Source organism: Streptomyces sp. NPDC050625, from assembly GCF_040654755.1.
Lineage (GTDB): Bacteria > Actinomycetota > Actinomycetes > Streptomycetales > Streptomycetaceae > Streptomyces.
The window spans coordinates 209,243-233,479 of record NZ_JBFAIQ010000001.1; the positions used below are offsets into that span (position 1 = coordinate 209,243).

Annotated in this window: 20 protein-coding genes and 1 riboswitch; of the genes, 9 read left to right on the forward strand and 11 right to left on the reverse strand. The window is 71.5% G+C overall.

Translation table 11 applies throughout. The annotated features are described in order from the left end of the window. Positions 1-317: 317 nt before the first annotated feature. Positions 318-1,898 (forward strand): glutamine-hydrolyzing GMP synthase, encoded by a 1,581-nt coding sequence (gene guaA / locus AB0I54_RS01045; RefSeq protein WP_363293732.1) that lies wholly within the window; start codon positions 318-320, stop codon positions 1,896-1,898. 18 nt (positions 1,899-1,916) lie between these two features. On the opposite strand, the gene AB0I54_RS01050 is transcribed toward guaA, so the two are convergent. Continuing rightward, a complete protein-coding gene (locus tag AB0I54_RS01050) occupies positions 1,917-2,402 on the reverse strand; it encodes a pyridoxamine 5'-phosphate oxidase family protein (protein ID WP_363293733.1) in 486 nt (161 codons plus the stop codon). Between the two features lie 135 nt (positions 2,403-2,537). Here AB0I54_RS01050 and AB0I54_RS01055 point away from each other — a divergent pair, with 135 nt between their 5' ends. Then, positions 2,538-3,332, forward strand: a complete 795-nt coding sequence (locus AB0I54_RS01055; RefSeq protein ID WP_363293734.1) for a class II aldolase/adducin family protein — start codon at positions 2,538-2,540, stop codon at positions 3,330-3,332. Between the two features lie 39 nt (positions 3,333-3,371). Here AB0I54_RS01055 and AB0I54_RS01060 read toward each other — a convergent pair whose 3' ends face one another. After that, positions 3,372-4,256, reverse strand: a complete 885-nt coding sequence (locus AB0I54_RS01060; RefSeq protein WP_363293735.1) for a DUF4429 domain-containing protein — start codon at positions 4,254-4,256, stop codon at positions 3,372-3,374. Positions 4,257-4,488: 232 nt separating this feature from the next. Here AB0I54_RS01060 and AB0I54_RS01065 point away from each other — a divergent pair, with 232 nt between their 5' ends. Both AB0I54_RS01065 and AB0I54_RS01070 read left to right on the forward strand, forming a co-directional pair. Beyond that, entirely contained in the window at positions 4,489-5,778 is a 1,290-nt protein-coding gene (locus AB0I54_RS01065) for a hypothetical protein (RefSeq protein WP_363293736.1), read from the forward strand. 149 nt (positions 5,779-5,927) lie between these two features. Then, complete coding sequence (locus AB0I54_RS01070) at positions 5,928-6,458, forward strand: DoxX family protein (protein WP_363293737.1); 531 nt, start codon at positions 5,928-5,930, stop codon at positions 6,456-6,458. A 40-nt stretch (positions 6,459-6,498) separates the two neighbouring features. On the opposite strand, the gene AB0I54_RS01075 is transcribed toward AB0I54_RS01070, so the two are convergent. Both AB0I54_RS01075 and AB0I54_RS01080 read right to left on the reverse strand, forming a co-directional pair. After that, positions 6,499-6,750 carry a hypothetical protein gene (locus AB0I54_RS01075; RefSeq protein WP_363293738.1) on the reverse strand — a complete coding sequence of 84 codons (252 nt, stop codon included), beginning with the start codon at positions 6,748-6,750 and terminating at the stop codon, positions 6,499-6,501. Then, positions 6,737-8,140, reverse strand: coding sequence for a PspC domain-containing protein (locus tag AB0I54_RS01080; RefSeq protein ID WP_363293739.1), 1,404 nt, complete (start codon positions 8,138-8,140; stop codon positions 6,737-6,739). Before AB0I54_RS01080 ends, AB0I54_RS01075 begins: the two co-directional genes overlap by 14 nt. Positions 8,141-8,318: 178 nt before the next feature. Here AB0I54_RS01080 and AB0I54_RS01085 point away from each other — a divergent pair, with 178 nt between their 5' ends. Both AB0I54_RS01085 and AB0I54_RS01090 read left to right on the forward strand, forming a co-directional pair. After that, positions 8,319-9,611: a PspC domain-containing protein gene (locus AB0I54_RS01085; RefSeq protein ID WP_363293740.1), complete on the forward strand. Its 1,293-nt coding sequence runs from the start codon at positions 8,319-8,321 to the stop codon at positions 9,609-9,611. Next, complete coding sequence (locus AB0I54_RS01090; protein ID WP_363293741.1) at positions 9,608-10,333, forward strand: response regulator transcription factor; 726 nt, start codon at positions 9,608-9,610, stop codon at positions 10,331-10,333. Before AB0I54_RS01085 ends, AB0I54_RS01090 begins: the two co-directional genes overlap by 4 nt. Before the next feature lie 22 nt (positions 10,334-10,355). Here the strand turns inward: AB0I54_RS01090 and AB0I54_RS01095 are convergent, their stop codons facing one another. Further along, entirely contained in the window at positions 10,356-11,435 is a 1,080-nt protein-coding gene (locus AB0I54_RS01095) for an NlpC/P60 family protein (RefSeq protein ID WP_363294339.1), read from the reverse strand. 358 nt (positions 11,436-11,793) lie between these two features. Here AB0I54_RS01095 and AB0I54_RS01100 point away from each other — a divergent pair, with 358 nt between their 5' ends. Beyond that, on the forward strand, positions 11,794-12,147 hold the full coding sequence (locus AB0I54_RS01100; protein WP_363293742.1) for a hypothetical protein: 354 nt from the start codon (positions 11,794-11,796) through the stop codon (positions 12,145-12,147). A gap of 6 nt (positions 12,148-12,153) precedes the next feature. Here the strand turns inward: AB0I54_RS01100 and AB0I54_RS01105 are convergent, their stop codons facing one another. Both AB0I54_RS01105 and AB0I54_RS01110 read right to left on the reverse strand, forming a co-directional pair. Next, positions 12,154-13,122, reverse strand: coding sequence for a tellurite resistance/C4-dicarboxylate transporter family protein (locus AB0I54_RS01105; RefSeq protein WP_363293743.1), 969 nt, complete (start codon positions 13,120-13,122; stop codon positions 12,154-12,156). 169 nt (positions 13,123-13,291) lie between these two features. Then, positions 13,292-14,476, reverse strand: coding sequence for an NlpC/P60 family protein (locus AB0I54_RS01110; RefSeq protein ID WP_363293744.1), 1,185 nt, complete (start codon positions 14,474-14,476; stop codon positions 13,292-13,294). Between the two features lie 8 nt (positions 14,477-14,484). Next, positions 14,485-14,656, reverse strand: a riboswitch (cyclic di-AMP (ydaO/yuaA leader). A gap of 262 nt (positions 14,657-14,918) precedes the next feature. Here AB0I54_RS01110 and pcrA point away from each other — a divergent pair. Next, positions 14,919-17,426, forward strand: coding sequence for a DNA helicase PcrA (gene pcrA / locus AB0I54_RS01115; RefSeq protein ID WP_363293745.1), 2,508 nt, complete (start codon positions 14,919-14,921; stop codon positions 17,424-17,426). A 72-nt stretch (positions 17,427-17,498) separates the two neighbouring features. Here the strand turns inward: pcrA and AB0I54_RS01120 are convergent, their stop codons facing one another. Continuing rightward, positions 17,499-19,028 carry a M23 family metallopeptidase gene (locus AB0I54_RS01120; RefSeq protein WP_363293746.1) on the reverse strand — a complete coding sequence of 510 codons (1,530 nt, stop codon included), beginning with the start codon at positions 19,026-19,028 and terminating at the stop codon, positions 17,499-17,501. A gap of 269 nt (positions 19,029-19,297) precedes the next feature. Next, positions 19,298-20,164 (reverse strand): alpha/beta fold hydrolase, encoded by an 867-nt coding sequence (locus AB0I54_RS01125; RefSeq protein ID WP_363293747.1) that lies wholly within the window; start codon positions 20,162-20,164, stop codon positions 19,298-19,300. Positions 20,165-20,568: 404 nt separating this feature from the next. Between AB0I54_RS01125 and AB0I54_RS01130 the strand changes: the two genes are divergently transcribed. Next, positions 20,569-20,985 carry a cobalamin B12-binding domain-containing protein gene (locus AB0I54_RS01130; RefSeq protein ID WP_316747512.1) on the forward strand — a complete coding sequence of 139 codons (417 nt, stop codon included), beginning with the start codon at positions 20,569-20,571 and terminating at the stop codon, positions 20,983-20,985. Between the two features lie 44 nt (positions 20,986-21,029). Here AB0I54_RS01130 and AB0I54_RS01135 read toward each other — a convergent pair whose 3' ends face one another. Beyond that, positions 21,030-22,760 carry a DUF5691 domain-containing protein gene (locus tag AB0I54_RS01135; RefSeq protein ID WP_363293748.1) on the reverse strand — a complete coding sequence of 577 codons (1,731 nt, stop codon included), beginning with the start codon at positions 22,758-22,760 and terminating at the stop codon, positions 21,030-21,032. A gap of 43 nt (positions 22,761-22,803) precedes the next feature. Then, positions 22,804-24,159, reverse strand: coding sequence for an SWIM zinc finger family protein (locus AB0I54_RS01140; protein ID WP_363293749.1), 1,356 nt, complete (start codon positions 24,157-24,159; stop codon positions 22,804-22,806). Positions 24,160-24,237: the final 78 nt, after the last annotated feature.

The following is a 24,237-nucleotide window of genomic DNA, read 5'->3' on the forward strand; positions in this document are numbered from 1 at the left end:
TCCTCATCGGTTCGGACGCGGTGCCCCGGAACGGCAGGACCCGGAAAACGACAGACGCCCCGGGCCTTGTCGGCCCGGGGCGCCTGGGAAGTCGCTCGGCGTTTCGCTCAAGCAGGACGACCATGGCAGCCGGCGGGCCGGTTGCCATAGGTAAAGAGGAAGGTCGTCTGCGTGAGCATGGTGGTCAGTATGCCATGCCGCATTCCTGGTCTGTCGGGGGTCCCGGGGCAGAGCCCCCGGCGCACGGGACGCCCCCCACGCCCACCCCGTTAGAATCGACAGCACAGACCCCCGCCCAAACCGCCGGAAGGCACCCCGTGTCATCAGCGACTTCCGCTGCCGCCACCCCCGACACCGTTCTGGTCGTCGACTTCGGCGCGCAGTACGCCCAGCTCATCGCCCGTCGCGTCCGCGAGGCGCGGGTCTACAGCGAGATCGTGCCGAGCACCATGCCGGTCGCGGAGATGCTCGCCAAGAAGCCCGCGGCGATCATCCTCTCCGGCGGCCCCTCGTCCGTGTACGAGCAGGGCGCCCCCGGCCTCGACCGCGCGCTCTTCGAGGCCGGCGTCCCCGTCTTCGGCATGTGCTACGGCTTCCAGCTGATGGCGCAGTCCCTCGGCGGCACGGTCGACAACTCCGGCGCCCGTGAGTACGGCCGTACGGACATGTACGTCTCCAGGACGTCCTCCACCCTCTTCGAGGGCACCCCGGCCGAGCAGCACGTGTGGATGTCCCACGGCGACGCCTGCTCCGCCGCCCCCGAGGGCTTCACCGTCACGGCGTCCACGGACGTCGTCCCGGTCGCCGCCTTCGAGAACGACGAGAAGAAGCTGTACGGCGTCCAGTACCACCCCGAGGTCATGCACTCCACGCACGGCCAGCAGGTCCTGGAGCACTTCCTCTACCGCGGCGCGGGCCTGTCCCCGAACTGGACCACGGGCAATGTGATCGACGAGCAGGTCGCCCTGATCCGTGAGCAGGTCGGCGACAAGCGCGCCATCTGCGGTCTGTCCGGCGGTGTGGACTCCGCCGTCGCCGCCGCCCTGGTCCAGAAGGCCATCGGCTCCCAGCTGACCTGCGTGTACGTCGACCACGGCCTGATGCGCAAGGGCGAGACCGAGCAGGTCGAGAAGGACTTCGTGGCCGCGACCGGCGTCCAGCTGAAGGTCGTGGACGCGGAGGAGCGGTTCCTCACCGCCCTCAAGGGGGTCTCGGACCCCGAGGAGAAGCGGAAGATCATCGGCCGCGAGTTCATCCGCGTCTTCGAGCAGGCGCAGGCCGAGATCATCGCCGACGAGGGCCCGGCCGTCGAGTTCCTCGTCCAGGGCACGCTCTACCCCGACGTGGTCGAGTCCGGTGGCGGCACCGGCACCGCCAACATCAAGTCCCACCACAACGTCGGCGGCCTTCCCGAGGACCTGGAGTTCAAGCTCGTCGAGCCGCTCCGCAAGCTCTTCAAGGACGAGGTCCGGATGGTCGGCCAGGAGCTCGGCCTGCCCGAGGAGATCGTCCAGCGCCAGCCCTTCCCGGGCCCCGGCCTCGGCATCCGCATCGTCGGTGAGGTCACCAAGGAGCGCCTGGACCTGCTGCGCGAGGCCGACGCCATCGCCCGCGAGGAGCTGACCGCGGCCGGTCTCGACCGCGACATCTGGCAGTGCCCGGTGGTCCTGCTCGCGGACGTCCGCAGCGTCGGCGTCCAGGGCGACGGCCGCACCTACGGCCACCCGATCGTGCTGCGCCCGGTCTCCTCCGAGGACGCGATGACCGCCGACTGGTCGCGCCTGCCGTACGAGGTCCTCGCGCGCATCTCGACCCGCATCACCAACGAGGTCCGCGACGTCAACCGCGTCGTCCTCGACGTGACCTCGAAGCCGCCGGGCACCATCGAGTGGGAGTAGCCCTCCCGGCTCCGAAGGTCAAGTCCGCTTGAGGGTGCGCACCGGCTCCCCGGGCTTCCAGACCTGGACGACGAGGTACTTGTCGTCCTCGACAAAGGTCCGTACGACCTCCGTCAGCTCGGTGCGGAAGAGGTGGAACGGCTGCGGCGGTTCCACCTCTTCCATGTACGCCCCCTTCACCTCCGGGTCCTCGACCTCGATCGCCCGCCCGGCGATCCGGATGTCCCCGCCGCCCATCGCGGTGTCCGGCCCCGGGTTCGCCTGGAGCGCGAACCTCGGGTCCCGGAGCAGGTCGAGGGCCTTGAGCGAGCCCGGCATCATGCCGAGCCACAGCTCACCGCTCAGGAAGCGGACCTCCAGGCCGGTGGTGCGCGGGGAGCCGTCCTTGCGGAGCGTGGCGAGGACGTGATGCGTGAAGGCACCGAAGCGCTCTTCCGCGATCTTCGCGAGTCCGGGTTCCGCCTCGGTGAGAGCCGCCCAGTTCACTGCCGTGTTCGCTGTCATACGGCGAGTGTGGCGGTGATACCCGACATCCCCTGTCGGGTATCCGGGCGTCTTCTTTACGGAACAGCTCTGTTCTCCTGCGCTGACCGACGGTAACTTCCGCAACGTAAAGCAAAACCCAGTGCAGGAGGACCTATGCACGGGCCGACCCCGCCCCTGCCGCTGCCCACCGACCAGCTGCAGTTCGCGATGCCGCCGATGCACGACTCGCTCGACGACGAACGCCGGCACCGCAAGGAACGGCTCGCGGGCGCGCTCCGGCTCTTCGGCCGGTCCGGATTCGAGGACGGGGTCTCCGGCCACATCACCGCACGCGACCCGGAGTTCTCCGACTGCTTCTGGGTCAACCCGTTCGGGATGCCGTTCAAGCACGTCACCGTCAGCGACCTGGTCCTCGCCAACCAGGACGGGCAGGTGATCGAGGGCCGCTACCACGTCAACCAGGCGGCGTTCACCGTGCACGCCCAGGTGCACGCCGCCCGCCCGGACGTCGTCGCCGTCGCCCACTGCCACTCGGTGCACGGCCGCGCCCTGTCCGCGCTCGGCGACCTGCTCGACCCACTCAGCCAGGAGAGCTGCGCCTTCTACGAGGACCACGCCCTGTACGACGCCTACACGGGCGTCGCCGTCGACATCGAGGAGGGCCGCCGGATCGCGGCCGCGCTCGGCTCCCGCAAGGCCCTCGTCCTGCGCAACCACGGGCTGCTGACGGTCGGCGACTCGGTGGACGCGGCGGCCTGGTGGTTCATGTCGATGGAGAAGTCCTGCCAGGTGCAGCTGATGGCGAAGGCGGCGGGCCGCCCCCTGCTCATCGACCACAAACTGGCGGTGGCGACCCGTGAGCAGCTCGGCGGCGACCTGGTGGCCTGGATCAACTACCAGCCGCTGTGGCAGGACATCAGCCGCAGCGAGCCGGATCTGCTCAGCTAGCGTTTGTCGTTTGGATCATGCCGGCCCGCCGCGACCCCGCTAGAACCCGCGCAGGACCACCGCCTTCGTCATCGCGAACTCCTCGTCCGTGAGCACCCCTTCCCGGTGCAGCTCGCCCAGTTCCCGCAGCCGGCGCAGCAGTACGTCGTGGTGGTCGGCCGGCGGCGGCAGCGCGCCCGCGGGCCGGTCCCGGTCGGCGTACGGGACGCCGGCCCGGGTGGACGGATGCGGCAGCCGCGCGGTGACCGCGGCCGCGACCAGCGCGGTGAGCAGATCGCGGCGGACACTGCCCCACAGGTCGAGGGCGTACGGGTCGCGCTCGGGCGGCAGCCTGGAGAACACCGTCTCGCGCAACGCGAACCGCAGGAGGCCGTCCTCGTAGCCGGAGTTGGGCAGCCACTCGACCTGGGCCAGGTCGACGACGTTGATGATCCGGGGCCCGGTGGCCCGCTTGACCCGGTCCGAGGTGTCGGCCCAGTCGATACGGACCTGGGTGCCGTCGAAGGAGACCGTGCCGTCGGAGGAACGCACCGAGACCGGCACCGGCGGCCCGGGCAGCAGATAGGCCTTGGTCGGCTCCTTGGGGATCCGGTCGAGGAGGAGCGCGTGCCGGATCTCCTCGGCGATGTACTCGGCCACCCCGGACCGGTCCAGGTCCACCGTCAGCCGGTAGGGATCGGCCGGCTCCGGCAGCCGCCCGCCCGTGGCCTGCAACAGCGGATCCGCGCCCTCGCGCAGCCGCATCCGCAGCCGGCCGCGCTTGCGCTCGGGCTCGTAGACCACGCCCGCCACGGCCTCCAGGGGTACGGCGATCTCTCCGTACGTCTGCCGGAACAGCGGCACCGAGCGGTGGAGCCCCGGTGTGATCCGGACCGTGCTGCCGTCGAAGGCCCAGGTCCCGTCCCGCTGGATGATCTCGGCCATACCGAAATTCTCCCAGCCGGGTCAACACGGCGGCCCGCACTTCACCCGCGGTGACCACCTGCCGGACGGGCGCGAGGTGGCGTAGGGCACAATTCGCTTTTGTCGCATGGGAGTTGCACGGTCACAGTCGGTCTCCGCGGAGGACGCCACCGGTCGTGCCCCGGGGGCGTGGGTCGGTCGTGGATCGGGTCGTGGGTCGGGTCGTGGGTCATGGGGAAGGCGGGCGTCGGGCGTGGCGGTGCAGGAGGCGAGGCAGGGCGTGCAGGCGGGCGCGCACGGGGCTGCCCACGGGGGTGGCTGCACCTGCGGGGACTGCCCCCACGGGGCGCGGCAGGGGCATCGGCGGGCCGTCGCCGAATTCCTCCTCAAGCGCGACGAGTTCGCTGCCGGACAGGGTCTGCCCGCGGCGGTGGCCCACTCCGCCTCCGCCTCCCGGCAGTGGGTGTCCGAGGAGTTGACCCAGTCCGCCGAGGTCGTCGCCGAGCGCGGCCGGGCGGCGGGTGACGCCTGGCTGGCGCGGCTGTGGCTGCGCACGCTCTACGTCCTGTGGGCGGCCGTCGTCCTCCTGCTGCTGGTGGAGTCGCTGACCGCGATCGGCGCGGGCTGGACGAGCGCCCGCACCGCCGCACTGCTCGCCGCGCTGCTGGTGGCCGGCGCCCTGAGCGGGGCCTCGTGGTTCCACCGGGCGCGCGGCGGGGCGCTGGCGCCGGTGATCGGCGAGGACAACCGGATGTCCACCTCGCGCACCGTGGCGGCGGCCTGGGTGCTGCTCGTGGCGTACGCGGTCCTGGTCCTCGCGAGCCGCCTCGCCGCGGCCTCCGACCACACGGAACGCGACGCGCTCATCTCCGGGCTCGAGCTCGCCCGCGGCGCGGGCATGGTGACCGTCCTCGCCGTGGTCTGCGGCATCGCGGTGCTCGTACGGCGCGTGGTCGGCCTGCGGATCCACGGACAGCGGCTGCAGAAGGTGCCCGCACCCCGTCCGCGCGCGGCCGACCTGCTCACCGACGACTCCGGCCGGGGCACCTTCGCCGACATCCAGTACGTCGTGATCAGCGCCGTGGCCCTGCTGTTCGCCGCCGTACGGCTGGCCCGCCGCCCCGACCAGCTGCCCGACCTGCCGTGGGGCCTCGCGGTGCTGGTCCTGGTCTCCGCCCTGACCTACCTGGCCGGCAAGTACGCGGAGGGAGGCCGCCCGGTGATCCTCTCCGTCGTCCGTGCCCGCGAGGCCGGCGATCTGGACGGGCCGATCCGCACGGGCGACGACATCGAGATCCGTGGCGCCTGCTTCGTCCCGCTGGGCGCACAGACCGCCGACCAGCTCTCCCGCCTGGTCGTCCGCATCGGCGCGGTCAACGTCCACGTCCCGCTGATCCCCGTCAGGGGCGGCTTCAGCAACCCCTCGGACACGGTCCTGACGGTGCCGGTCCCCGCGGACGTGGAACCCGGATGTGTGGAGGTGCAGGTGATCACCGCGGCGGGGGTGGCCACGAACCGGTGCACGGTCGAGGTGACGGACTGAGACCGGCCGATCACCGAACGGGACCACGGGCCGCTCCGGTTGACCGAAGAGACTGAAAAACCTTCGCAAGAGGATTGAGCCGGACCCATTTGTCGTACGTAAGGTCTGTTGAGGGGTCTCTGCATGCGGGCGAGAGGCGGCTAGGAACGATGACTCACAGCATTCGTACGGACACGCACACTCCCTATCTCGACGGCGACCGCGACTGGCGGGACACCGCCACCCGCTATGCCCTCCTTCCTCTGCGCATTTTCTTGGGCGTCACCTTCATCTACGCCGGCCTGGACAAGCTGACCAACAGTGCCTTCATGAAGTCGGGCGGTTCCGGATCGATCGGCGACACCATGCGCGCGGTCCGCGACTCCTCCGCCATCCCGGCCCTGGTCGACCTGGCCCTGAAGAACCCGGTCGGCTTCGGCTACGCCATCGCCTTCGGTGAACTGGCCGTGGGCATCGGCGTCCTGGCCGGACTGTTCGGCCGTCTTGCCGCGCTCGGCGGCGCGCTGATCTCGCTCAGCCTGTGGCTGACGGTGAGCTGGTCCTCCACCCCGTACTACTACGGCAACGACCTCGCCTATCTGATGGCCTGGCTGCCTCTCGTCCTCGCCGGCACCCCGTACCTCTCCCTCGACTCGATGCTGCGCGCACGGCGACGGCAGCGGGCGGCGGGCTACCGGTAGCACGCAGTCCCTCGCGCGACCGTCAGCCCGGGCGCGGACCTCAGCCCGGGTGGCCGGGCCCGGTGGTGCCCGTCTCCGGCGCGTTCGTACGGCACGGCCCTTGCCGTCCGCGTATGAGCCGGGTCAGGGCCGCCGCCGCGCCCGCCAGGGCGAGGCCGCCCACGACGAGGGGGACGGCCGCGAACCAGGGCGTCTCCCAGAGACCGCCCGCGTCCCCGGCGTACGCGACGCCCGTGACGGTGAGGAAGAGACCGGCGACCAGCCTTCCGGGCTGGAACTCATGACGCAGCACGGCTCACCTCCGCCTGTCCCACACCGACTTCGAGATCGATGTCGAGCGTCCCGGCGTTCTTGCCGCCCTTCACGGGTGTCAGCGTCACGTCCTTGTGCTTGCCCGGTGCCACGTCCACGTCCTTTCTGTCCTCACCCGGCAACTGGATGTCGCCGACCCCCACATCGATGCTCATCCGTACGGTCGCGTCCGCCGGCACGATCAGCCGCAGCCGGCCCGCACCCACCGCGGCCTTCGTCTCCACCGTCTCGCCCTTGGCGATGCGCACCCGGGTCAGGTCCAGGGTGCCCTCGCCGGTGCCCAGGTCGTACTTCGGCCGCACCTCCGCCACCGAGGCCGGCTTCCACGAGGTGCGTATCCAGTGCGTGGTGATGTCCTTGGGCAGGGCCGACGCCCCGGCGAGCAGCGCCGCCGTGACGATCGCCAGGAACACCGACCCCGCGCCCGTACGTCCCAGGACCGCGCTGAGCGCGATGCCGAGGCCGAGGACGAGGAGCGCACAGGCCAGGCCGGCCTGCAGGCTGGTGCCCAGCGGATGCCCTTCCCAGGTCGCGCCGGTGCCCAGGCCGCCGGCCAGCAGGGCGAGCAGGAAGACCCAGCCGCCGATCCAGCGCGGACCGCGCGGCCGCGGGGGCCCGCTGTGCGGGGCGCGTACGTCCGCGCGGTTGCTCCAGGAGTTGCCGAGGCCGATGTTGACGGCCGCCGCGATGTCCCGGTCCCGCGAGTCCCCGGGGCCCCACAGATAGCCGGTGCCGCCGACGTGCGTGCCGTCCTTGACGATCGGGTCGCGCCACCAGGACGGGTAGGCGGTGGGGACCGGCGGCGCCTGGGCCTCCGGCGGGGCGTCGGCCACGGCCTGCGCCGCCAGAGGATCGGGGTCGGGCGCGCCGCGCCGCCGCGACCAGTAACCGGCGCCTGCGAGCAGCAGGGAGAGAACGACGGCGAACGTGAGCACCCCGCCGTTCCTCAGCATCGTCAGGAACACTCCGCAGCCGACCAGCGCGAACAGCACGGCCGCGAGGGCCTGCCCGTCGACCCGCCCGGTCAGCAGCTTGCGGACCTCGTTCTCCTCCTCGTCCTCGTACGGCACGAAGAGCCACGCGAAGCCGTAGAAGATGAGGCCGATCCCGCCCGCCGCGGCGAGCACCGCGAGGGTGATCCGGAAGATCACGGGATCCATGTCGGTGTGCCGCCCGAGCCCGGCGCACACCCCCGAGATCATCTTGTGCCGCCGGTCGCGGCGGAACCTGCGGGGGGATTCGACGGCACCGCCCTCGCCGGGCGCCGCCGCGTCCGCGGCGGGCGCGGCATCCGTCGGCCCGGCGCCCGGGGCGGGGCGCGGGCCGGGGCCGGGTCCCGGACCCGTCGCGGCGTGCTCGTGATCTGTCATGCGTCCATGGTGACGGGCGTGCCGCCGCGACGGCAGTCGGAATGACCCTGGGTGAACCCTGATATCGGCCCTGAGACCGGGCGGGGGAGGCGTTCGACGGCCGGACTTTCGAAGATCAGGGGAGTCTCGGGGGTAGACCCTGATGCTCCGCCACTCGGCCCGTGTGACCATCGATGGCATGCCGGAAGCCGCAGCAGCGCCCATCGAAGACCCGCGGCCACCGCGCAAGCTCTACCGCAGCAGCGACGGCCGCTGGCTCGGTGGTGTCGCGCGGGGCCTCGCCGGGCACCTCGGGCTGCCCGTGATCTGGGTGCGGCTGGTGTTCGTCGGCCTGTTCATGGCCGACGGCCTCGGCGCGCTGCTGTACGCCGCGTTCTGGTTCTTCGTGCCGCTCGGCGTCGGCGGCGTCGGCGGCCAGAAGCCGCCCTCCCTGGTCACCACCGAGACCTCGCCGGACGGCCGGCGCAGACTCATCGCGCGTAAGCCGGACAAGGGCCAGATCGTCGCGCTGCTCCTCATGGTCGTCGTGGCCATGGTCTTCGTCAGCAACGTCAACCTGGGCAGCGGAGCCAAGGCGTATCTCCTGCCCGCCGTCCTGGTCGGCGCGGGCGTCGCCCTGGTCTGGCGCCAGGCGGACAACGCCCGCCGGGCCCGCTGGGTCGAGGTCGGCAGCCGCCGCCGCACCCTGACCCTGCTGCGCACCGGCGGAGGCGTCCTGCTGGTCACCGCGGGCGTCTCCGGCGTCTTCGTCCTGCAGGGCTCCGCCGCCCACCTCGGCTCGGTCCTCCAGGCCGCCCTCGCGGTCCTCGTCGGCATAACGCTGCTCGCCGGGCCGTACCTCGTGCGGATGACCCAGGACCTCTCCGAGGAGCGTCTGATGCGTATCCGCGCCCAGGAGCGCGCCGAGGTCGCCGCCCATGTCCACGACTCGGTGCTGCACACCCTCACCCTGATCCAGCGCAACGCGGAGAACGCGAACGAGGTGCGCCGCCTCGCCCGCGCCCAGGAGCGCGATCTGCGTACCTGGCTGTACAAACCCGAGGGCACCGGCAAGGACGAGGCCGACGAACCGGACAGCCTCGCCGACGCGGTCCGGCGCAACGCCGCCGAGGTGGAGGACAAGCACGGCGTGCCGATCGAGGTCGTCGTGGTCGGCGACTGCCCCCTCGACGAGCGGATCGCCGCACAGATGCAGGCCGCGCGCGAGGCGATGGTGAACGCCGCCAAGTACGGTGGCGAGGGCGGCGCCGTGCAGGTCTACGCCGAAGTCGAGGGCAGGACGGTCTTCGTGTCCGTCCGTGACCGCGGTCCGGGCTTCGATCTCGATTCGATACCCGCCGACCGCATGGGCGTCAGAGAATCGATCATCGGCCGTATGGAACGCAACGGCGGTACGGCACGGCTGCGGCCGGTGCCGGACGGCGGCACGGAGGTCGAGCTGGAGATGGAGAGGGCGGAGAAGACGTCATGAGCGACGCGACCGAGGCGAACGGCACGGCGGGAGCGGCGGAGGGAGGCGGCGCGGCGTCCGGGCGTCGCGTCCGGGTGGTCCTCGTCGACGACCACCGTATGTTCCGTACGGGCGTCCAGGCCGAGATCGGCCAGACCGAGCAGACCGGCGTCGAGGTCGTCGGCGAGGCCGCGGACGTCGACCAGGCCGTTACGGTGATCACCGCGACCCGGCCCGAAGTGGTGCTCCTCGACGTCCATCTCCCGGGCGGCGGCGGTGTCGAAGTGCTGCGCCGCTGCGCCCCGTTGATGGCCGACACCGAGCGGCCGGTCCGCTTCCTCGCGCTGTCCGTGTCGGACGCGGCGGAGGACGTGATCGGTGTGATCCGCGGCGGCGCCCGGGGCTATGTCACCAAGACGATCACCGGCACGGACCTGGTCGACTCCGTCTTCCGGGTCCAGGAGGGCGACGCGGTCTTCTCCCCGCGGCTGGCCGGCTTCGTCCTCGACGCCTTCGCCTCCACCGACGCCCCGCCGGTCGACGAGGACCTCGACCGCCTCACCCAGCGGGAGCGGGAGGTACTGCGGCTGATCGCCCGCGGCTATGCGTACAAGGAGATCGCCAAGCAGCTGTTCATCTCGGTGAAGACGGTCGAGTCCCATGTCTCGGCGGTCCTGAGGAAGCTCCAGCTGTCCAACCGGCACGAACTGACCCGGTGGGCCACGGCACGTCGGCTGGTGTGAACGGGGGCTTGCGCGGCGGGCCTCACACCACCCGCGTCGCCCCCGCGAACGGCATCTCGTCGATCGGGGCCAGGCGCACGGGTGCCGAGGGGTTCGGGGCGTGGATCATCTGGCCGTTGCCGACATAGATGCCGACGTGGCTGATGCCGGAGTAGAAGAACACGAGGTCGCCGGGCTGGAGTTCGGAGCGGGAGACCCGTCGGCCCGCGTTGATCTGGGCGTAGGTGGTGCGGGGGAGGGAGATGCCGGCGGAGCGGTAGGCGGCCTGGGCGAGGCCCGAGCAGTCGAAGGCGTTCGGGCCCGTTGCGCCCCACACATAGGGGCTGCCAAGCTTCTGGTAGGCGTACGCGACGGCCGCCGCGGCACGGGAGTTGGAGGCCGCCGTGGAGCCGGGGGCGGTCAGGGCGTCCCGTGTGTCCGAGGCCGACCTGGAGGCGTGGCCCGTGGCAGCCGCGGTGTCCGTGCCACCGTCCGCCGTGACCCGCGCCCGCTCCTGCGGGGAGAGCCCGGACAGCAGCTCTCGCGCCTCGTCGAGCTTCCCGGTGACCGTCTTCTTCTGCCGCTTCAGCTCGGCCTGCCGTGACCTGAGCGACACCAGCTCGACATGGGCGGCGCCGCGCAACTGCTCGATCTCCCGGAGCTGCCCCCGCACCCGGGCCACGGCCTGGGACTGCCGGTCGCCCGCCCGCTCGGCGAACGCCGTGCCCTCCAGATAGCGGTCGGGATCGCCGGAGAGCATCAGCTGCACCGTGGGATCGAGCCCGCCGCTGCGGTACTGCGCGGCCGCGACGGAACCCAGCGCGTCCCGCGCCGAGTTGAGCTTCTGCTCCTTGCGTGCCGCCTCGTCCCGCAGCGACTTCAGCCGCTGCTCCGCCGAATCCGCCTTCTCCTTCGCGCCGTCGTACTTCTCGGTGGCGACCTCCGCCTCCTGGTACAGCTTGTCGACCTTCGCCTTGACCTGGGCCGGTGTCAGCTGCGGCTCGGCGTGCCCGATCCCCTCGAAGCCCGTTGCCGTGGCCGCGCCCGCCAGGGCGATGGTCACGGCCGTGCGGGCGGTGTTGCCGCCCAGCGAGCGCTGTCGGGGCCTTCGGTGCACTGCCACCTCGACCGTCACGTCCTCTCGTACGACCTGGCCGGCTACGCGTCCGGCGGCGGCCCGCACAGGGGGAGCGGGCCGCCGCCGGACCTTTCTCGGCGGAGGTGGTCGGCTGCCGCCCCTGGCCCGGGCGGCGGTGGGGAGCCGGTCACCTGGTGGAGGACGCTAAACCTGACGGTGTCGGCTCGGTAACGTCATGTAAGGAAGTGCCCGGATCGGGTTGGCGGTGACCGTATGTGACCGTGATCGGGGTCCGGAGCCGCCCTCTTCACACAGTGCGATGACCGAAGCGGCGGTTCCGCGGTGCACGGGGGTGGTGGGGTGCTATGGGGCGCATATATGCGGGGGATTAGGCTCCCGCCTCATGGACGTACTCATCCATCTCTTCGTCGGCCTGCACATCATCGGCATCGCCGCGCTCCTCGGCGGCTTCCTCACCCAGATGAAGGCGATGGGCCGGGGCACCGCCCGCTTCGTCCCCGCGATGCTGCACGGCGCCCTGACCATGCTGGTCACCGGTGTGATCCTGGTCGGCCTCAACCAGGCCGACGGCCACCACGTCAACGCCGTCAAGATCGGCGTGAAGCTGGCCCTGCTGATCGTGATCCTCGGGCTCGTCTATGTGAAGCGGGACGACGAGACGGTGGACAAGCGCCTGTTCGGGCTGGTGGGCCTGCTGACCACGGCGAACATCTTCATCGCCGTGCTGTGGACGTGACCGGGCTCAGCGCACGTCCCTGAGCCCCGCGCGGGCCGACCGGACCGCACCGGTGGCTACCACGAGCCAGACGGCCACGGAGATCCACACCAGCACCTGACCGGGCCGTTCCAGCCACGGGATGCCGAGGGCGGCGGCGACGGACAGCGTCGCCGTCGCCGTCATCCCCATCGGGAACACCGTCGACCAGCGGCGTACGTCGAAGCGCGGCCGTGGGCGCACCACCTCGGCGGTCAGGAGCACGACGTAACAGCTCAGATCGAGGACGAGCAGCGCGAGGGCCGTGTCGCGCAGGACGCCGAGGTTGTCGTCGTCCCACAGGTACAGCCGCGCGCTGTCGGCGGAGATCAGCTTCGCGGCGGCCAGCGCCGAGATCGCGAGCGCGCCGCCCGCGATCCACTGGTCCCCGGGCCCCTCGACCACCTGCCGCACGTCGAACCGGGCCAGGGCGAACCCGTAGAGCACGAGGCCCAGCCAGAACAGCACGAGCGCCGCGTGGGCCAGCCATGCCGTCGCCTCGGCCGCGGCGAGCGTGGCGCCGAGCACGGCGAGCCCCTGCGTGGCCACGCAGCACAGGAACACCGTGCCCGGCATGCGCCGGTGCCAGTGCCGTACGACGAGGAGGATCAGCACCGGCCAGAGCGCCGCGCACAGCGCGAGCAGCACCTCGGCCAGGCCGTGGCGGCCCAGTGCGGAGAAACGGGTGCCCAGCACGGCGGTCGCGGCGACGGCGGTGAGCGCGCCCGGCGTCCGCGCCTCGGCCACCCAGCGCCTGCGCTGCCACAGCAGCCCCACGGTGAAGTCCACGGCCGGCGCCAGCCAGGCGACCGAGGCCAACGCGAGGGCGATCAGGGACAGTGCCTCGTACCCCGCCAGCTGCAGCCCGACCGACACGATGCCGGTCGCCATCACGGCGGCCCCGGCCGCCGGCGGGCGCCGCTTCCACCAGGCGCGTAGGGGTGAGGAGGCGGGCATGGGCCCGATGCTAGGGAGCCGTGCGCGCCTTGCGAGCGGGGCACGCGCGCGCGTGCGGGGAAAAACGCGCGGGTGCGGGACAGGGGCGCGTGCGCCTGCGGCTCACGACGGCCGCGGCGCTCGCGTCACCACAGCCACGGCGCTCGCGTCCCTGCCCCACGGAGGTCTCTTACGCCGGCCGTACCACGCTGTGGATGATCGACGCGCCGCCGTAGTAGATCGACTCCTCGCGGACGTAGGCGCCGGGCTTCGGGGCGTGGATCATCATGCCGTTGCCGATGTAGATGCCGACGTGGCTGACGTCGTCGTAGAAGAAGATCAGGTCGCCGGGCTCGGCATTGGTGAGCGAGACCGTGGTGCCCACGTTGACCTGGTCATAGGTGGTGCGCGGAAGGCTGACGCCCGCGGCCCGCCAGGCGGCCGAGGTGAGGCCGGAGCAGTCGTAGGAGTCGGGGCCGGTGGCGCCCCAGACGTACGGCTTGCCGATCTGGGCGCGGGCGAAGGCGATCGCCTTCTCCGCCTTGGTGGCGTACGTGGAGTCCGAGGACGAGCCGGTCGAGCCCGTCGACCCCGTCGAACCCGTCGAGGTGGAGGAGCCCGAGGAACCGGACGAGCTCGCGGCGGCGGCCTTCTTCGCCGCCTCCGCGGCCGCCTGCTTCTTGGCGAGCTCCGCGGCCTGGCGCGCGGCCTCCTCCTGCTTCTGCTTCTCGATCGCGGCGAGCCGGGCCTTCTCTTGCGCCGTCAGCTCGGACAGCAGCTCGCGCGCCGAGGAGAGCTTCTTCTGGACGGTGGCCTTGGCCGTCTTCAGCTCGTTCTGCGACTCGGTCAGCGTCTGGAGGCTCTTGGTGGCTTCCTGCCGCTTCTTCATGGTCGCCGACTGCTGTGTGATGTAGTCGTCGACCGCGACCTTCTGCCGCGAGGTCATCCGGCCCATCAGCTGGGTCTGGTCGAAGTAGTCCTGCGGGGAGTTCGAGAGCAGGAAGGTGGCGGTGTCGGGCGCGGCGGCCCCGGTGCGGTACTGGGCGGCGGCGAACGTACCCAGTTCCTCACGCGCCTTGTTGAGCTTGTCCGTGCGCCGCGCCACGTCGTCCAGCAGGGTGTCGACGTTCTTGCGCTGCTGGCCGGACTTCTCCTTGGCCGCGTTGTACTTCTCGGTCGCCGACTCCGCCTGGCGGTAGAGGTCGTCGACCTTCTTCTCGACTTCCTCGATGCTCGGCTTGCCGTCGGCGGAGGGGGTGGCGTTGGCGGTCTGGGAGAGCAGGGCCACGGAGGTGAGCGCGGCGGTGGCGATGGCGGGGGTGCGTATGCCTGCTGCTAGGGCACTCGCGGGGCGCGACTTGCGGTGCGACGCCAAGGGAGGCGACTCCTTCCATGTTCCGCCTACCGAGTTAGCTGTCGGGTTCGGGCGGGTGGTTCGGAAGGGTTGCCCTACGGCCTTTCTCCGGGTGGAGGTTGGGCCGATTCACCCCAAGGTCGGTTGGGTCCCCGGCTCCGGCTGCCGTGGCGGGCACACCGGACTCGGCGGAGGCCGCGCGGCCCGGCGACGTTCGCCGGTGGGGGTCGTACGGCCCGCCCGAGACGGTAGCCAACTGGTGTGGCCCGTGTGAAGGTTGATGGGCGATATGCCCGATACATTTTTGTGACCTGACGCAGAATTCCGCCCGTGTGACAGCATGCCTCCGGAGCGTGAGCCAGTTGTCCGGCTCGCGCATCGGGAAGATCCCCCGCGCGCGGGGCCGGTCCTGTTTCCGGGGCGGCGGTCGTTTGTCGGTGGGGCGCCCTAGACTCGGAGAGCGATGAGCAGCCTCTTTGACGACAGCTTCCTGGCGGACCTCCAGACCCCTCACGGGCGCGAGGAGGAGCCTCCGCCGCCGCCCGAGGACGATCACGCTCCGGAGTCGGTTCCGGACGATCTGTTCGGCGGGAAGTTCGACGTGCCGCCGGACCGGGACGATTACTACCGCGACGGCGCCCCACGCCCGGTGATCGACGCCGCGGCGCTGCTGGAGGGGCTGAACGAGAACCAGCGCGCGGCCGTCGTGCACGCCGGTTCCCCCCTGCTCATCGTGGCCGGCGCCGGCTCAGGCAAGACCCGTGTGCTCACGCACCGCATCGCCCACCTGCTGGCCGAGCGGAACGTGCACCCGGGGCAGATCCTCGCGATCACCTTCACCAACAAGGCCGCGGGCGAGATGAAGGAGCGCGTCGAGCACCTCGTCGGCCCGCGCGCGAACGCGATGTGGGTGATGACCTTCCACAGCGCGTGTGTGCGCATCCTGCGCCGCGAGAGCAAGAAGCTCGGCTTCACCTCGTCGTTCTCGATCTACGACGCCGCCGACAGCAAGCGCCTGATGGCCCTGGTCTGCCGCGACCTGGAGCTCGATCCCAAGCGCTTCCCGCCGAAGTCCTTCAGCGCCAAGATCTCGAACCTGAAGAACGAGCTGATCGACGAGGAGGACTTCGCGGCCCAGGCCACCGACGGCTTCGAGAAGACCCTCGCCCAGGCCTACGCCATGTACCAGTCGCGGCTGCGCGAGGCGAACGCCCTCGACTTCGACGACCTGATCATGACGACGGTCAACCTGCTGCGCGCCTTCCCGGACGTCGCCGAGCACTACCGCCGCCGCTTCCGCCACGTCCTCGTCGACGAGTACCAGGACACCAACCACGCCCAGTACGCCCTCGTGCGCGAGCTCGTCGGCACCGCCGCGCACCCGGTGGACGTACCGCCGGGCGAGCACGACCTCCAGCCCGCCGAGCTGTGCGTCGTGGGTGACGCCGACCAGTCCATCTACGCCTTCCGCGGCGCGACGATCCGCAACATCCTCCAGTTCGAGGAGGACTACCCGAACGCGACGACGATCCTCCTGGAGCAGAACTACCGCTCCACCCAGACGATCCTCTCCGCCGCCAACGCGGTCATCGAGCGCAACGAGTCCCGCCGCCCCAAGAACCTGTGGACGAATGCGGGCGCGGGCGCGGGGATCACCGGCTATGTCGCCGACACCGAGCACGACGAGGCACAGTTCGTCGCCGACGAGATAGACCGGCTCACGGACGCGGGCGAGGCGAAGGCGGGCGACGTCGCCGTCTTCTACCGCACCAACGCCCAGTCCCGTGTCTTCGAAGAGGTCTTCATCCGCGTCGGCCTGCCCTACAAGGTCGTCGGCGGCGTCCGCTTCTACGAGCGCAAGGAGGTCCGGGACGTCCTGGCCTATCTGCGCGTCCTGGCCAACCCGGAGGACTCCGTGCCGCTGCGCCGGATCCTCAACGTCCCCAAGCGCGGAATCGGCGAGCGCGCCGAGGCGATGATCGACGCCCTCGCCCAGCGCGAGAAGATCAGCTTCCCGCAGGCGCTGCGCCGGGTCGACGAGGCGTACGGCATGGCGGCGCGCTCGACGAACGCCGTCAAGCGGTTCAACGTGCTGATGGAGGACCTCCGTACGATCGTCGAGTCCGGCGCGGGACCGGCCACGGTCCTTGAGGCGATCCTCGAACGCACCGGCTATCTCGCCGAGTTGCAGGCCTCCACCGACCCGCAGGACGAGACCCGCATCGAGAACCTTCAGGAACTCGCCGCCGTAGCCCTGGAGTTCGAGCAGGAGCGCGAGGAGGGCGCGGCGACATCAGGGGCTGCCGCCCCGGGAGGCACGCTGGCCGACTTCCTGGAGCAGGTCGCCCTGGTCGCCGACTCGGACCAGATCCCCGACGAGGACGAGGAGGGCTCGGGCGTCATCACCCTGATGACCCTGCACACCGCCAAGGGCCTGGAGTTCCCGGTCGTCTTCCTCACCGGCATGGAGGACGGCGTCTTCCCGCACATGCGCGCCCTCGGCCAGAACAAGGAGCTGGAGGAGGAGCGGCGCCTGGCGTACGTCGGCATCACCCGCGCGCGGGAGCGGCTGTATCTCACGCGGTCGTCCCTGCGCAGCGCCTGGGGACAGCCGTCGTACAACCCGCCCTCCCGCTTCCTGGAGGAGATCCCGCCCGCCCATGTGCAGTGGAAGCGGACGGGAGCGGCGGCGCCGGTCTCCTCCGGACCTGCTTCCGGTGTGGCGGCCTCGCTGTCCTCGTCCCGCTCCCGCTCGTCGGCGTCGGGCGCGTCCGGCTTCGCCACGAAGCGGGTCTCGTCGAAGCCGGTGGTGTCCCTGGCCGTCGGGGACCGGGTCACCCACGACCAGTTCGGCCTCGGCACGGTCCTCGCGGTGACGGGTCAGGGGGACAACGCCCAGGCGACGATCGACTTCGGTGACGCGAAGCCGAAGCGGCTGGTGCTGCGGTACGCGCCGGTGGAGAAGCTGTAGCCGCACGCGAAGAGCCCCCGCCGATCGGAGGGTCCGGCGGGGGCTGGGTCACTCGTGGAGAAGGCGGGGGACCTACGTCGGGTCGAGGCCATGGCTGCGAAGCCACGGCAGCGGGTCTATGGCCGAACCGCCCGCCGGCCGGACCTCGAAGTGCAGATGCGGGCCGGTCGAGTTGCCCGAGTTGCCCGAGTAGGCGATCGGCTGCCCGGCCTTGACGCTCGTACCGGAGGCGACCCGGTAGCTGGAGAGGTGGCAGTACCAGGTCTCCGTGCCGTCCTTGGCCGTCACGATCATCATGTTGCCGTAGGCGCTGTTCCACTGGGTGCGGGCCGTGCCGTCGGTCGCGGCCATCACCGTCGTGCCGTACGAGACGGGGAAGTCGATGCCCGTGTGCACGGACATCCAGTTGACGCCCGCCTGGCCGAAATAGGCGCTGAGCCCTCTCTGCAGGACCGGAAGCGCGTACTTCGGGCGCAGCCGCTCCTTGCGGGCCGCCTCGGCCGCCGCCTTCTTCTGCTGGGCCACCTGCTGCGCCTTGAGGTCGATGCGCTCCTGGGTGCGGCTGGCCCGGTCGGCGAAGTCGTCGGCGCCGGCGGAGAGGCTCTCCAGCTGGGTGTCCAGCTTGTTGTTGGCGGCGGACGGTTTCACCGACTTCGTCTCCGCCGCGGAGGCGCTGGTGTCCTTGCCGCCGCCGATCAGGTTCAGATTGCCCACGGAGGCGGCGGCGATCCCGGCCACCCCCATCACACAGGCCGAAGGCACGGCCACGGTCAGCAGCGCGGAGCGCTTGGGTGTACGGCGGCGCGAACGCGCACCGCCGCGTGACCCCGCACGGGTGGACGGGCGCGGGGTGAACTCTTCCTGATCGTCCAGCAGTGGCGTTACTGCGGGCAATTCGCCCGTGGCCGTCGACTCGTCCTCGTCCGGGGCGGCACCCTCGAAGGCGTCGTCCTCGTCATCCGCGTAGTCCTCGTAGTTCTCGTGGCCGAGTTCCTCGTGGGCGGGATTCTCGTACGAGAGCTGGTCGAAGGTGGTGGTCGCCTGCTGGTCGAAGGGTTCGGCCTGCCGCTCGGGCTCGGTGGCTGCGACGCCGCCGTCGGAGTTCCACTGCGTGGCGTCGTACGTACCGGTCTCGTAGGCCTGGGTGCCCCATTCCCACTGCTGGGTCGGGGCGGCGCCGGTGTGCTGCTCGGGCTGGAGCCAGGCGTTCGCATCCCACTGCCCACTGATGTCGTTCCCCGTGGCCTGATGAGGGATCGTCCAGGCGGTGTTGTCGTAGGCGCCGCTGTCGTAGGCGGCGTGGTGCTGGGCCGCGTACGGGTCGTAGTTCAGCGTGTGGTGACCGCTGGTCTGCCACTGCGTGGTGTCGTACGCGCCCGTGGTGTGACCCCCGCCCGGGAGATTCCCGAAGAGCGGGTCGGTCTCGAAGGCCGAGGTGGCGGTGTGGGCACCGGTGGCATAGCCGTCCGTGCCGTATCCGGCGTACGAGGTGAAGTCGCCGTACTGGGCCTCCTGCCCGCCGTACGACGCGTAGGGCGCCGAGGCGGCATCGGAAGCCGGAGCCGGGGAGGTCATGATCCCCGACGGGTGACGGTCGTTCACCAACTTCTCTTTCGCCTCGACAACAGGGGCTGCCAGAGCAGTGCGGCGACTGTACCCGTCGGTATGCGGGCGCGACAATCTTCGGAAGGTTTCGCGCCCGAAGGAAACGGGCATTCGGCCGTGTTTCGGGGGACGATGGACGCGGGTTTGGCTTTGTGTTCGAAGATTGTTCGACATCCGGTTGTCTGCCGGTCCCGCTGAGTCGGCGAGTCCGGACGGCTGTTGCGCCGCCCGGACTCGCCCGGTATGACCCGGTTATGACCCTGTTCTCACGCCACGGTCAGCCCGCCGGCCGGCCTGGCGACCTCCACTTCCGGGTGTTCGGCGTCGAGTGCCTGCCGTATCCCGGCCGCGACGGCCGGGTGGACGGGAAGGGCGAGATGCCCGATTCCCATCACTTGTATGTTCTGCGCCATAAGGTCGGGATGGTCGATACGGGCGGTCTCCGGCTCGTCCATCAGAGCGTCGAGGTCGCTCCAGAAGCAGAAGAAGCGCGTACGGCAACCGGGCGCCGGCTCGGCCAGCTCCTCCAACACCTCCGAACCGGGGCGCAGCTGGCGCACGATCGGGTGCGCGTTCGCCAGCGGGAGCACCCGGGTGCCGGAGTGCGGGGTGCCTAGCGTCACCAGCGTGCGGACCCGGAGGTCACCGGAGAGCCGCTGTACGTAGTAGCGCGCGATCAGCCCGCCCAGGCTGTGCCCCACGATGTCGACCTGCGGGCTCCCCGTGCGCTCGCAGATCTCCTCGATGTGCCGGGCCAGCAGCTCGGCCCCGGTGCGGATGTCCCGGGTCAGCGGTGAGTAGTTGAGCGACTCGACGCGCTGTCTGCCGTGCTGGACGAGGTTGCGGCGCAGCAGGACGAAGACCGAACGGTTGTCGATGAAGCCGTGCAGCAGGACAACCGGAGGATCCGGCGTGGCCGGCAGCTGCGCGGTGCCGTCCGGCAGGGTCGTTGCCCGCGTGGGGGAGCGGCGCTCCGGGGTGATGCCGGTGGGATAGAGGGCGATGTGCCCGGCCAGGATCGCGATCTCCAGCGCGGTCGCCTTGAGGAGGGCCATGGAGAGCCCCGTGAGTCTGCCCGGCAGGAGCTGCTGCCAGATCGGAACCAGGGGTTCGAGTGCCTTGGTGACCTTCATGGCCGACCTCCTGTCGGCACGCAGGAGGACGGCCCGATCCCCCGTGTGCCCTCATGGGCAGTCGCAGTGGGGGCGGCCGCCGGTGCCCGAGTGGCACGCGCGGGTTGGCTGAGGCGTGCGGCGCATGCGGCGCCGATGACCTGACGAGGCGTCCTGCCGGCGTGGCGACGAGGCTCCCCGCTGTCGTGCCTTACCTGCCCTGTGTGCCCTTCGTGCCCGCGCGGACCACGCTGCGGCTCCCGAACGTGTCCCACCGTGTGATTTCCCCCTCTGTCACCACCGTGAAACTGCCGGTTGAGGGATGCTGGAGATAACGTTCGTTCACTTCGCGACGGGTGGCGGAACGCGCGGAATGTGCGGTACTTGTCGGTACGGATGGATGTAGTCGCTTCATGGAGGCAGTGATGGGTGTGGCAGCCGGACCGATCCGCGTGGTGGTGGCCAAGCCGGGGCTCGACGGCCACGATCGCGGGGCCAAGGTCATCGCGCGTGCGCTGCGCGACGCCGGTATGGAGGTCATCTACACCGGACTCCACCAGACCCCGGAGCAGATCGTCGACACGGCGATCCAGGAGGACGCCGACGCGATCGGTCTGTCCATCCTCTCCGGTGCCCACAACACCCTCTTCGCGGCGGTCATCGACCTCCTCAAGGAGCGGGACGCCGAGGACATCCTGGTCTTCGGCGGCGGCATCATCCCCGAGGCGGACATCCCGCCGCTCAAGGAGAAGGGCGTCGCCGAGATCTTCACGCCCGGTGCCACCACGGCCTCGATCGTGGACTGGGTGCGGCAGAACGTACGCCAGCCCGCCGGCGCGTAGTCCCCGCGGCGCCGGATCGACGAGGGTCACCGCGCGGGTGCCGTTCAGCGCACCCGCAGTGCACCCGGCTCCGGCGTCACCCCCAACTCGTCGGCCATCGCGGCGCGCAGCCGCAAGGTGGTCACGAGCCGCTGGAACGCCTCCGCCCAGTAGCCCCCGGCGCCGGGCGACGCGTCCTCCTTCTCGTCCGGCACCGCCAGCAGCCCGTCCAGCCGCGACGCCGCCGCGGGATCCAGGCACCGCTCGGCCAGCCCCATCACCCCACTGAAGCTCCACGGGTAACTCCCCGCTTCCCGGGCGATGTCGAGCGCATCCACCACCGCCCGTCCGAGTGGCGGGGCCCAGGGCACGGCGCACACCCCGAGCAGCTGGAACGCCTCGGACAAACCGTGCGTCGCGATGAAGCCGGCCACCCATTCGGCGCGCTCCCGGGTGTCCAGCGTGCCCAGCAGCTTCGCCCGCTCCGCCAGGGAGACCGCTCCCGGGCCGCCGGCCTCGGGCGCCGAGGGCGCACCGAGCAGAGCCCGGGCCCACTCCGGGTCCCGCTGCCGAGCCGCGGCCCGGCACCACGCCGCATGCAGCTCGCCCTGCCAGCCGTCCGCAACCGGCAGTGCCACGATCTCCTGCGGCGTACGACCGCCGAGCCGTCCCCGCCATGTTCCGAGCGGCGCCGCCTCCACCAACTGGCCCAACCACCACGATCGCTCCCCTCTACCCGAAGGAGGTTTGGCCACGACACCGTCTCTCTCCATCCTCGTATCGCACTCAAGCGGCGCCTCGACCGCGATCGTCGGAATGTCGCGCGTGTGGTCGACGGCCACGCAGGCTCCGGCCCGCACCGCCATCCGCGCGGCCAGCGCCGAGTCCGGCAGCGCGGACAGCAACTCCGCTGCCGTCGCCCGCACATTGCGGCTGCGATCACCCAACGCCTGCTCCAGGAACGGCTCGTCGTCGGCGGACAGCCCCGTGCGCAGCGAGTCGAGGAACATCAGGCGGTCCTCCGCCCGCTCCGTCGCCCAGGTCGCGGCCAGCAGTTCGCGCGCGGCCGCGGGCCTGCGTGCCCGTATCGCGGCGAGGAGGGCGACCCGCTCGGCGAACAGCCCCTCCTGCCACAGCCGTTGCACCTCGCCGACGGCGGAGTCGTCGTCTGGGTCCGGCAGCGACGTCCCACCGCCCGGGGCCGCGCGCAGGGCGAAGCGCCAGTCCGGGTTCAGCCGGGCCAGCCACAGCGCACGCGGTCCCGCGAACGCCAGCGCCGCCGGCCGCAGGTCCGTACGCCCCCGGGCCGCGTCCAGCAGTGCGGGCAGGGACTGCGGGGGTGCGGCGAACCCTCGTGCGTTCGCCGCCGCGAGCCACTGGGGCAGCAGCTCCATCAGATCCGGCGAGGTGCCCCGTCTGCCGCCGCCCGTGCCGGGACGGTCGGCCAGCAGCATCACGAGCCTGCGGGCCGCCGCGGCGGGCAGCGCAGGGCGCGGGTCCTCGGCGGCCGGCTCCGGACGCCGGGCGGCTCGCGCCGGACGCAGCCCCGCCCGCCGCCGCACGGTTTCCACGGCCGCCGCGTCCAGCAGCGCGACCGGAGCCTCCCGCCCCGGCGCACCGCCGACGGGCGCACGCCGGTCCGTGCCGAGCAGTGCCGCGGTGACGAGCTCTTCCCACGTGCTCGGGGCGTTCGGGGTGCCCGAGGCGCCCGCGCTGTTCGAGACGCCCGCCGCACCCGCACCGTTCGAGATGCCCGCCGCACCCGCCGCCCCCACGGAAGCCGGGTTCCCCTTCATATGACGCCCCTTTCCATCGGTCGTCCTTCGGTGCCGGGCCCCCTCAGCACAGCGGCACCGCCTCTCCCGCTCCCTGTGGCCATGCCGTGAGCGGGGTGAAGCCGCGGTGGCCGCACTCGCCGAAGACCTTGACCGGTGCGCCGCCGGAAAGGGCGACGAGCCGCCACAGGCCGGGGCGGGAACGGGCGGCCGGACTGAGCGGCAGCGCCGAGTCCCCGTCGGCGTCGGCCAGTTGCCAGGAGTCGCCGTCCGGGATCGGCAGGACGCGGTCCAGCGTCACCGGGACCGCGTCCAGCCACGGGTCGTCCCGCAGCGCCTCCCCGTACCGGGCGGCCGCCCGGGCCGTCGTCACCCCCGGGGGCCGTATCGCGGCCGGAGCGGGCGGGGCGAACTGCTCGCCCAGCGCCGCCCGCAGCTGTCCCGCGCCGGGATAGGCGGACACCTCGGCCTCCAGGGCCAGCCCGACGGGCAGTGCCAGCTCCGGAGCCCGGCCGGCCGCGCCGTAGGAGAGGAGCAGGCGGATACGGTCCGACTCGGCGCCGTACAGCCAGATCCGGCGCGTCGTCAGTTTCGCGTCCGCCGTGTCGTACTGGGCGAGGACCAGCCAGCGGTCGCGCACCGGCGGGCCCTCCGCCGAGGCGGGCAGGCCGACACGGGAACGCACCGTCGCCGCGAGGCCGTCCGGGAGCCGCTCACGGCGCAGCCAGCCCTGGTCGAGCAGATGCAGCAGCGCACACTCCTCCAGCAGCCGCACCGGCCAGCCCGGCCCCGACCCCGGGATCGCCCCCAACTCCCGCACCCGGGCCGCCAGTCCCGGCGCCTGCGCATCGACCATGCGGGCCGCGGTCTCCTCCCACAGCCCGTACCCCGCCTGCTCCGCCGAGGCCAGGCCGCCGCGCAGCAGATCCGCCAGACGCTGCTCCAGCTCGGTCGCCCCCGCCGTGACCCGCTCCGCCCGGCGCTCGGCCCGGCGCCGCGCCGCCTCGGGATCGGCGGATGCGGACCCCGAACCCCCGCCGCCCGACTCCCCTTTCTCCTGCGCGCGTTTCTTCCGGCCCGCGATCCACTGCTCGGCCCAGTCCGGCGCCTTAGCCGTCGGCACCGAACCGTCCCCGCCCGCCCACAGCAGCAGCAGTCCGATCGCGTGCTTGCACGGGAACTTACGGCTGGGACACGAGCACTTGTATGCCGGACCCGCCGCCTCCGCGATGTCGACGACCGTCTGATACGGCTTGCTGCCGCTGCCCTTGCACAGCCCCCACACCGTCCCCTCGTCGGAGCTCCCCGCCTCGGACCACGGTCCGGCCGCGCCGAGTTTGCTTCCCGCTTTGCGTGACGCGACGTCAGGCGCCAGTGCCAGCACCTGGTCCGCGGTCCAGCGCACCCCCTGCTGAGTCATGCAATCGAAGGTAGATCCCGCCACTGACAATCGGCCCTGCCGCCATGTTTTCGCAGGTCGGAACGGATTGTCAGTGGC

Excerpts from the sequence above, each read along its gene's own strand:
- AB0I54_RS01050 (WP_363293733.1), bottom strand. The coding sequence starts at position 2,402 with ATGACAGCGAACACGGCAGTGAACTGGGCGGCTCTCACCGAGGCGGAA.
- AB0I54_RS01055 (WP_363293734.1), top strand. The coding sequence starts at position 2,538 with ATGCACGGGCCGACCCCGCCCCTGCCGCTGCCCACCGACCAGCTGCAG.
- AB0I54_RS01060 (WP_363293735.1), bottom strand. The coding sequence starts at position 4,256 with ATGGCCGAGATCATCCAGCGGGACGGGACCTGGGCCTTCGACGGCAGC.
- AB0I54_RS01070 (WP_363293737.1), top strand. The coding sequence starts at position 5,928 with ATGACTCACAGCATTCGTACGGACACGCACACTCCCTATCTCGACGGC.
- AB0I54_RS01080 (WP_363293739.1), bottom strand. The coding sequence starts at position 8,140 with ATGACAGATCACGAGCACGCCGCGACGGGTCCGGGACCCGGCCCCGGC.
- AB0I54_RS01085 (WP_363293740.1), top strand. The coding sequence starts at position 8,319 with ATGCCGGAAGCCGCAGCAGCGCCCATCGAAGACCCGCGGCCACCGCGC.
- AB0I54_RS01090 (WP_363293741.1), top strand. The coding sequence starts at position 9,608 with ATGAGCGACGCGACCGAGGCGAACGGCACGGCGGGAGCGGCGGAGGGA.
- AB0I54_RS01100 (WP_363293742.1), top strand. The coding sequence starts at position 11,794 with ATGGACGTACTCATCCATCTCTTCGTCGGCCTGCACATCATCGGCATC.
- AB0I54_RS01105 (WP_363293743.1), bottom strand. The coding sequence starts at position 13,122 with ATGCCCGCCTCCTCACCCCTACGCGCCTGGTGGAAGCGGCGCCCGCCG.
- pcrA (WP_363293745.1), top strand. The coding sequence starts at position 14,919 with ATGAGCAGCCTCTTTGACGACAGCTTCCTGGCGGACCTCCAGACCCCT.
- AB0I54_RS01125 (WP_363293747.1), bottom strand. The coding sequence starts at position 20,164 with ATGAAGGTCACCAAGGCACTCGAACCCCTGGTTCCGATCTGGCAGCAG.
- AB0I54_RS01130 (WP_316747512.1), top strand. The coding sequence starts at position 20,569 with ATGGGTGTGGCAGCCGGACCGATCCGCGTGGTGGTGGCCAAGCCGGGG.
- AB0I54_RS01135 (WP_363293748.1), bottom strand. The coding sequence starts at position 22,760 with ATGAAGGGGAACCCGGCTTCCGTGGGGGCGGCGGGTGCGGCGGGCATC.
- AB0I54_RS01140 (WP_363293749.1), bottom strand. The coding sequence starts at position 24,159 with ATGACTCAGCAGGGGGTGCGCTGGACCGCGGACCAGGTGCTGGCACTG.